The 6,603-nt window shown below is 58.1% G+C and carries 4 protein-coding genes; 1 reads left to right on the top strand and 3 read right to left on the bottom strand.

Going from position 1 to position 6,603, the window contains the following annotated elements:
* Nucleotides 1-388: 388 nt before the first annotated feature.
* On the top strand, nucleotides 389-1,087 hold the full coding sequence (locus EP237_RS22460; RefSeq protein ID WP_164744807.1) for a sulfotransferase: 699 nt from the start codon (nucleotides 389-391) through the stop codon (nucleotides 1,085-1,087).
* 533 nt (nucleotides 1,088-1,620) lie between these two features.
* Here EP237_RS22460 and EP237_RS22455 read toward each other — a convergent pair.
* The 3 genes from EP237_RS22455 to EP237_RS22445 are packed head-to-tail and all read right to left on the bottom strand — an operon-like array spanning nucleotide 1,621 to nucleotide 6,500.
* Nucleotides 1,621-2,397: an FkbM family methyltransferase gene (locus EP237_RS22455; RefSeq protein WP_164744806.1), complete on the bottom strand. Its 777-nt coding sequence runs from the start codon at nucleotides 2,395-2,397 to the stop codon at nucleotides 1,621-1,623.
* A complete protein-coding gene (locus tag EP237_RS22450) occupies nucleotides 2,384-5,035 on the bottom strand; it encodes a glycosyltransferase (protein ID WP_127563052.1) in 2,652 nt (883 codons plus the stop codon). Before EP237_RS22450 ends, EP237_RS22455 begins: the two co-directional genes overlap by 14 nt.
* Before the next feature lie 4 nt (nucleotides 5,036-5,039).
* On the bottom strand, nucleotides 5,040-6,500 hold the full coding sequence (locus EP237_RS22445; RefSeq protein ID WP_127563051.1) for a DUF6212 domain-containing protein: 1,461 nt from the start codon (nucleotides 6,498-6,500) through the stop codon (nucleotides 5,040-5,042).
* Nucleotides 6,501-6,603: the final 103 nt, after the last annotated feature.

Genomic DNA, 6,603 nt, shown 5'->3' with positions numbered 1-6,603 from the left:
TTCGTGGACGAGTTCGTGTTCTGAGGGGGCGCCCACTTGCTGGCCCGCAAGTTTCCAAACCAAAAATCCGCCCAAAACGCTTTTTGCGATGCGTCCTTCTGATGGAGACAGATCAGTAGACTATCACACGCTGACCCTAAACACCTAGACCAGTCGCCAGCATCAACCGCTATTGACCTGCCACCCTGTACCGGCCATTCATGCCCTGCCCGGAGAGGATTCCAGACGGTTGTAGCTATGTTTGAGGCACCCTCTTCGGCGTGCCCCGCCGAAACCGACCCTTAATGTCCGGTTTTTTGGGAGTGTTGGGAGAAGGGAGCACCTTTTGAATACTTCGAGCAGGGAAAAATACCCGCATCTGTTCAGGCCGAGAGATGGATACGTCTTCGTGATTACCTATGGGCGTTCAGGCTCAACCCTTACGCAAGAACTCCTCAATTCACTGCCTGGGTACTGTGTGCGCGGGGAAAACGGTAATCTCACACATTTCATGGCAAAGATGGCGCACATGGTTGAGTGGAATGAGAGTTTCACATCGCGGCGTGATCTCGCGTCACGGCGCGATAGCAGTGCCATGTCGCGTGAAGAACGGGTGTATTATCAGAATCTTTTGGGTAGCACCTACGACCCTTGGTACGGAGCCGAACTAGCTGACCCGGATGACTTTCGCTTGTCCTTGTTCGACTTATTCGCGCAGAAGATTCTCCAAGTTCCCGATGACTGCCGGGTAAGCGGCTTCAAGGAAATCCGACAATGGGAACATCCTGCATTCTTTAACACCCATCTTGATATCCTGAGAACTAGCTTCCCAAATACGCGATTTTTGTTCCAGACCCGCAACTGGGAAGATGTTTCGCGATCCGGATGGTGGGCGAAAATCCCGCCAGAGCAAGTGCGCGCAAAAATCACCACCGCCAACTCGCTGTTCGAGGGCTACCAATCGGCGAATCCTGAGGCCTGTTTCACGATTGAATTCGAACGCTTCAGGGAAGGCATTCCCTTTGTCCGAAAGATCCTTGATTTTCTAGGCGAAGACTTGCCTGATGCCCGGATCAACAGCGTTCTGTCCAACAGGCTCACTCACTAGGTTAGTGGTCCTCTACGGTTTTGTATCCTGCGGCCTTGAATTAGGGGAAGTTGAGCACTGGGCTCACTGTTTCGCTGCAGCAATACGCAAACATATCTTCTTGAAAAGAAACAAAACTGCCAAGAGCCACTGCATTGAAAACCAGAGGTGCATGCCTTAGATGGCGGTGGCCTGCATCTGCGCTGAGGTTCCAGACGCCGGTCTGGTAGGGCCACTAGAGATGATAAAAACTGATACGCTTGTTGCGTCGCTCGAGGATGAGCTTCGACACCAAGCTCCTTGGCAAGCAGCCGTTTGCACGCATCCGGCGCTTGAACATGCCACATCTTGAACCCTACCGCCTTCGCATATGGCTAGTCGAAGTTCGGGTCGAGAAACGCAACCTTGTGCTTGCGTAGATCAAGCACCCTGTCCTTGCTCCATTTTCTCGTGGCACGTGATCTCGGGGTGGCTGTCTAGCGATTCGGTCAACAGGGAGGTTTCGGACCGGGCCTCGCAGAGAATGACGAAGAGGGTAGAATCCGTCGAACTCGTCACGCCGTTGTCTCCAGGCTGGCTTGTGTTGTGGCGTGGAAATCGATCCAGCCATGGGCAAGCGTTCCATCCTTGAGCTGCAATTTCCGGAACATCTGGAACCGGTCGAGGCACTCTTCCGCATTGATCCACTTCTCGGGCGGCAGTTCCTTACCGAAAAGCCCGCTCATATGGCCGTTGAACTTTGCATCCGCAAACTGCCCTTCACGCGCGGGTTCCACCGGACGGACCATGCTGTGCAGCGCCTGGTTCACGATCTGAAAACGATCATAGCCCGCCGCGCGCAGGAAGCAGATGGTATCGGCCGACATGGCCTCTACCGAAACGAAATCCGGGCGCCGCGCGTCGGCTGCCAACTGTTGGGTAAACAGATCGTCGACGCCTTCCATGTCACACTTGATATAGCGTGGTACACCATAGCGGTCGAAGAGCTCCGCCAATGTCACGGTCTGAACCCGTATCTCCTCCGACTGATGGCCGCCTTTTTCGGCCCAGCCCTTCTTGACGCTGCTCCAGTCGTCCTTGACTGGATTGACGTGAAAAGCGATCTGGTGATCCGCCGTGTTCCAGAAGGCGCGGTTCACGATCACAAGGCGACCATCGGCCACTTCGGTTGGAAACCGCTCATGCGCGCGTTTGCACATTTCAGGGTTCGCTTCCAGGGCGACAACCGAAAAGCCCTTGCGAAGATAGAAATCGGTATCAAGAGCCCAGTGCATGCCGAGGTCGTAAATCAGATCCGAACGTGTCTTGTGGCTCAAGCTAGGTGTCGTCATTTCTATCATCCTTCAAGGGATCTGTTGGTACTGGCGGCGTTGGCTGTTCCAACGCGTCAGAGAACGCCTGTGTCGCCGTCTGCCATGTACGAGAAAGCATGTCTTCAAAACCGGAAGCCGACATGGCGCGCAAACGGTCGCGATCGCCGGACAGAAGCTCAAGCGCATCAAGCGCCGGGGTAATATCTTCGCTGTCGGGAAACAGAATGCCAGTCTTGCCGTCTTGCACAACCTCTGAAATGGCACCCACATCCGTCGAGATCACCACCGCGCCAGAACGCATGGCCTCCAGCACCGTCAGAGGCAATCCCTCGTAGCGGGACAGCATCACAACGACGTCTGCCCAATCATAAGCTGCGGCAAGATCCGCGGGATCGGACAGAGGGGCTTCTGGCGAGATGGCAAGGTTACCGCCTGGAAGGCTTCTGCTGTCCCCCATGACGGAACTGCCAATGACACGCCAATCCACCGGCAAGCGACGGGACTTGCTGGCGCGGATCAATGCATCCAGCCGATCGACCCCCTTCTGACGGTCCAGCCGACCGATGAAAAGCGCCCTGAGCGGTTTGTCGGCGGAGCGGTCACGACGACGGGTCAGGGCATCGGCTGCCTGAATGGAATCCGGCAGGTCAAAGCCTGGCGCATTCGGAACGGTCACGATCTTCTGACGCGGAACGCCCATGCCGCGCAGCCAGCTGGCCATCGCTTCTGAGCAAGGGGCAAACAGATCAAAGGCATGCTCATAGGCGAGCCCGACATGCGTGTTCCCGGTGGGGCGGCCAAAGCGGGTCAGGTCATGAACATGCAGTGAGTTGACGGTGCGGACACCCAGTCGCCGAAGCTGCCCCATTGTCCCGGCCACCGCGCCACCATGGAAATTGATCACGCAGTCGAGCCAGTGAAGCATGCTGATGACTTTGTCGTGACTACCCGACACGGCCCAGTCTGAGATCGGGCTGCCTAGGAAATTCTGCGGCCCGGCCCCACCAAGTCGGAAGTCGGGGTCGGACAGGAACCCCAAGCTATCGAATGCGTCCTGCCAGTCGGGTAGAATCTTGATCGACCCGGTATCAAGCAGCATGGCATGAGTAGACCAGCCGCGTGCCCGCATCGCTTTGGCGATATTGTAGGCGACCCGTTCGACGCCCGCGAATTCCGCCATCGGCAGCAGGAAGCCCATGTTGCGCGATGTATCTCGCGTGACACGTGGATACACCGGCTGACCTGAAAACCGCTTTCGGGGAATCATGTATTCGAGATTGCGCAGCGTCGCGCCGTTGCTGCGCCACTGCCAGTCTTGCCCAAGTGCAACTCGGTAGGGAGATGCACGCAAGGAGTGGATCAGCTGCAGAAGGCTGCTGGTCGCGTCGCGGTGCAGGCGATCTGTATCGGCGACGGAGGCGGGAAGAAACAACTCGCTCTGGTCAATCCTGGGTTTGGGGTTGGCGCTGAGAACCGTGTCGATCCAGTCGGACACCGGATCGCGAAGCACCTCGGTAAGCAATTTCGGGGAAATGGCAGCAACGGCGGCTTGACGAATTCGGCTCTTGTTCTCGACACCCGATATATCAGCTATTTCAACGCGCCCCGGTGTGCCCTGGGAAATATGAAGCCCGACAACATGCGCGGATTCCAATTGGCCTTCCAGCTTCCACAGGGCCCAGTGCAGAAGACCTGCCGACCTGAGGCAGGCCAGCACGGCACTGTGCATGACCACGGTGAAGGGTGGTGCCGAGTTCGCGCCGGGAAGAACCTGAGCTTGCCATACCTGCCGGATATGAGTTTCGACATCCACAACGCGCGTCGAATCGTCATCCGGATCGACACAATGCAGCAATTCGGCACGGTCAGGCATGTAGATTGCGTAGCGCGGTGCCTCGTCGGCTTCCAGTCGCACCAGTTCGCGCGGCGCAAACAGCAGCTTGTGCTTCTGCGCCATATCCCCCTGCAACTGCGCCGCTTCGCGGTCGGCCTCCATCAGCATGCTTTCCGGGCGCTTCCGGTAACGGAAGCCAAAGTCTTCCAGATACTTTCCCCGGAACCCGGAACGCGCCGCCGACAGGAAGAAATCCCAATCCTCCCAGCCGAGCCGAAAGCTTTGATCGAAGAATACCCCGTCCTCGAAGACCTTCCGCCTGACCAAGCTGCCCGCCTCGCAGATGTTGATGGTCGAGTGTTGAAGAAGCGAATAGGGCCCGCTGTAGTCCCATGCGCTGGGAAGGCCGAACATATCGATGCTGGGATATATCCAGTCTGCGTCCGGGTCCGCGTCAAGCGTGGCCATGGCCCGTGCCATCGCCTGCGGTCGCAGCCGGTTGTCGGCGTCTAGAAAATAGATCGCATCGACCGAGGGATACCGGTCCAGGACCGTGCGAATTCCATGGTTGCGCGCGCTGGCAAGCCCGCCATTCGGTTTGCGAAGATATATCACGCGATGCGGATAGGCACGGGCATAAGCCAGACCGACCTCTTCCGTTTCGGGGTAGGGGCACCCATCGTTAACCAGTGCCACAAGGATCGGGAAAGGTGCCTCTTGCGCGAGGGCTGATTCCAGCGCCTCGATCACCAGGCCGGAGTGGCGGAACACCGGAATGACGATCGCAACTCTCGGTGCAGCCGGTTCTGCTACGTCTCGCATCCTGCTAGAACCTGTCGCGGCTCAGGGTGACAGACGAGAACGCCGCCCAGGCCCAGCTTGGCGGCAACTGGTGGTCTGCCATGCGGGTGATCAGGTAGAGATCCATCGCCGAGCCCGCCGGTTCTTGCAACAGCAGACGGATTTGGCCTTTCTGGCCAGCAGATAGCCGGTACCATTCGGATCTTTGCGCACCGGGAGTGTCCAGCAAACTGTTCAGGGAGGGCCCCAACGCACTACGCCTCCGGATAAATGCACGCTTGTTGCCGGCAGGATCAATTCGAGCGGAGGTCGGGGCAACTGCAATCGCATACTCGATGTCGGCGCCTTGTTCGGACAGGCTGTGAATGCTGGCCGAGACCTCATTCACCCCTGAACCAACCGCATCGCAAAGCAATGCTGCTGCCAGATCACCCTGAACCGGATGGACCTGCAGAACATTCTGCTCATCGAGAAACTTCGTGTCGGTGTTATCCGGGTTGAGATTTCGGGCAGCCTTGAGCGCCGCTTGCGCCAATACCTTCACCCCTGCGCCATCGCTGGAATGAGGAGGGGTGCAACCGGGAATATAAGTCCACAATTGCAGGGCAAGTACCCGGTCCTCATCTTCATTGGGCTTGGCTTCGGACCCTTCGCCGAGCTGAAGGCAATAGCGCGAGTCCGGATGCCGCAGCGACCAATCAAGCTCCAGCGGCGCGGTGCCCGTCCATTCGAGGCTCAGTTGAAGCGTGGTATTGTCGGGCCCAAGCGCGACCTCCAGCGGCAATCGCAACCAGCCGGCGCTCAGATCGCCCTGATCGATGGACCAATCGGCAAGCGTCTCGCCTTTTTCCAATGCGTGAAGCCCAATCAAGAGCCGGCCGCCTGAACCGGCTGGGGCTTGTGCGATGTGCAGGCCAATATCACAGATCCCGCTGCTCTCGCCTGGCAGGCGCTGATGCAGAACCGTGCCAGCTGGCAAAGTCACGGGCTTCGTGTTCGATGCCGGGGCAAGGTCCCGGCGCAGCTGCCTGTGATCGAGCTCTGCCTCCTGAACAAATCCTTCCAGCAGTCCGAACGCATTACTCAGGTCTTCGAAATCGGCCCTGAGTTGCGCCATGTCGCGCAGCAGCTCGACCTGGCGTTGCGCGGCGCTGAGCCGTTCCTGCAGCAATACATCGACGATCTGGCTCAGCACCTTGGCCTGTCTCTGGTCGGGGTGCGTGTCGCTCAGGTCGATCAGAAGCAAGGGCTCTGCCCCCAATTCCGTGACGAACCGGGCGCAAAAGGTTTCCGCCTGCCGAAGGCCATCGGGCGACGCCGCCAGAATGCAGAGCGCGTTCTGCTGAAGATCGGAGAGGGGTACCTCGGACGCCGAATGCCAATCGGTGACACGTCCCTGCGTGTCGCACCGCAAAAGCGGATAGCCGAAATCGAAGACTTGAGCAAAGTCGTCACCGGGCTCAGCAATGACGATGGCATTTTCCATGAGGCGAGCAGCGGCTTTCTTGTTTCCCGCTTCCTTCTAGAGAAATCTATCGCCGCCAACAAGGCTCAAGGGGACAGGAAAACATGTCTTTGCTTGTGGATAA

Source organism: Nioella ostreopsis (genome assembly GCF_004000255.1).
Taxonomy (GTDB): Bacteria; Pseudomonadota; Alphaproteobacteria; order Rhodobacterales; family Rhodobacteraceae; genus Nioella; species Nioella ostreopsis.
This window is presented reverse-complemented; position numbering and strand designations above follow the sequence as displayed.

Bases quoted from the DNA above. Each gene is read 5' to 3' on its own strand.
- EP237_RS22455 (WP_164744806.1), bottom strand. From the start codon at position 2,397: ATGACGACACCTAGCTTGAGCCACAAGACACGTTCGGATCTGATTTAC.
- EP237_RS22450 (WP_127563052.1), bottom strand. From the start codon at position 5,035: ATGCGAGACGTAGCAGAACCGGCTGCACCGAGAGTTGCGATCGTCATT.
- EP237_RS22445 (WP_127563051.1), bottom strand. From the start codon at position 6,500: ATGGAAAATGCCATCGTCATTGCTGAGCCCGGTGACGACTTTGCTCAA.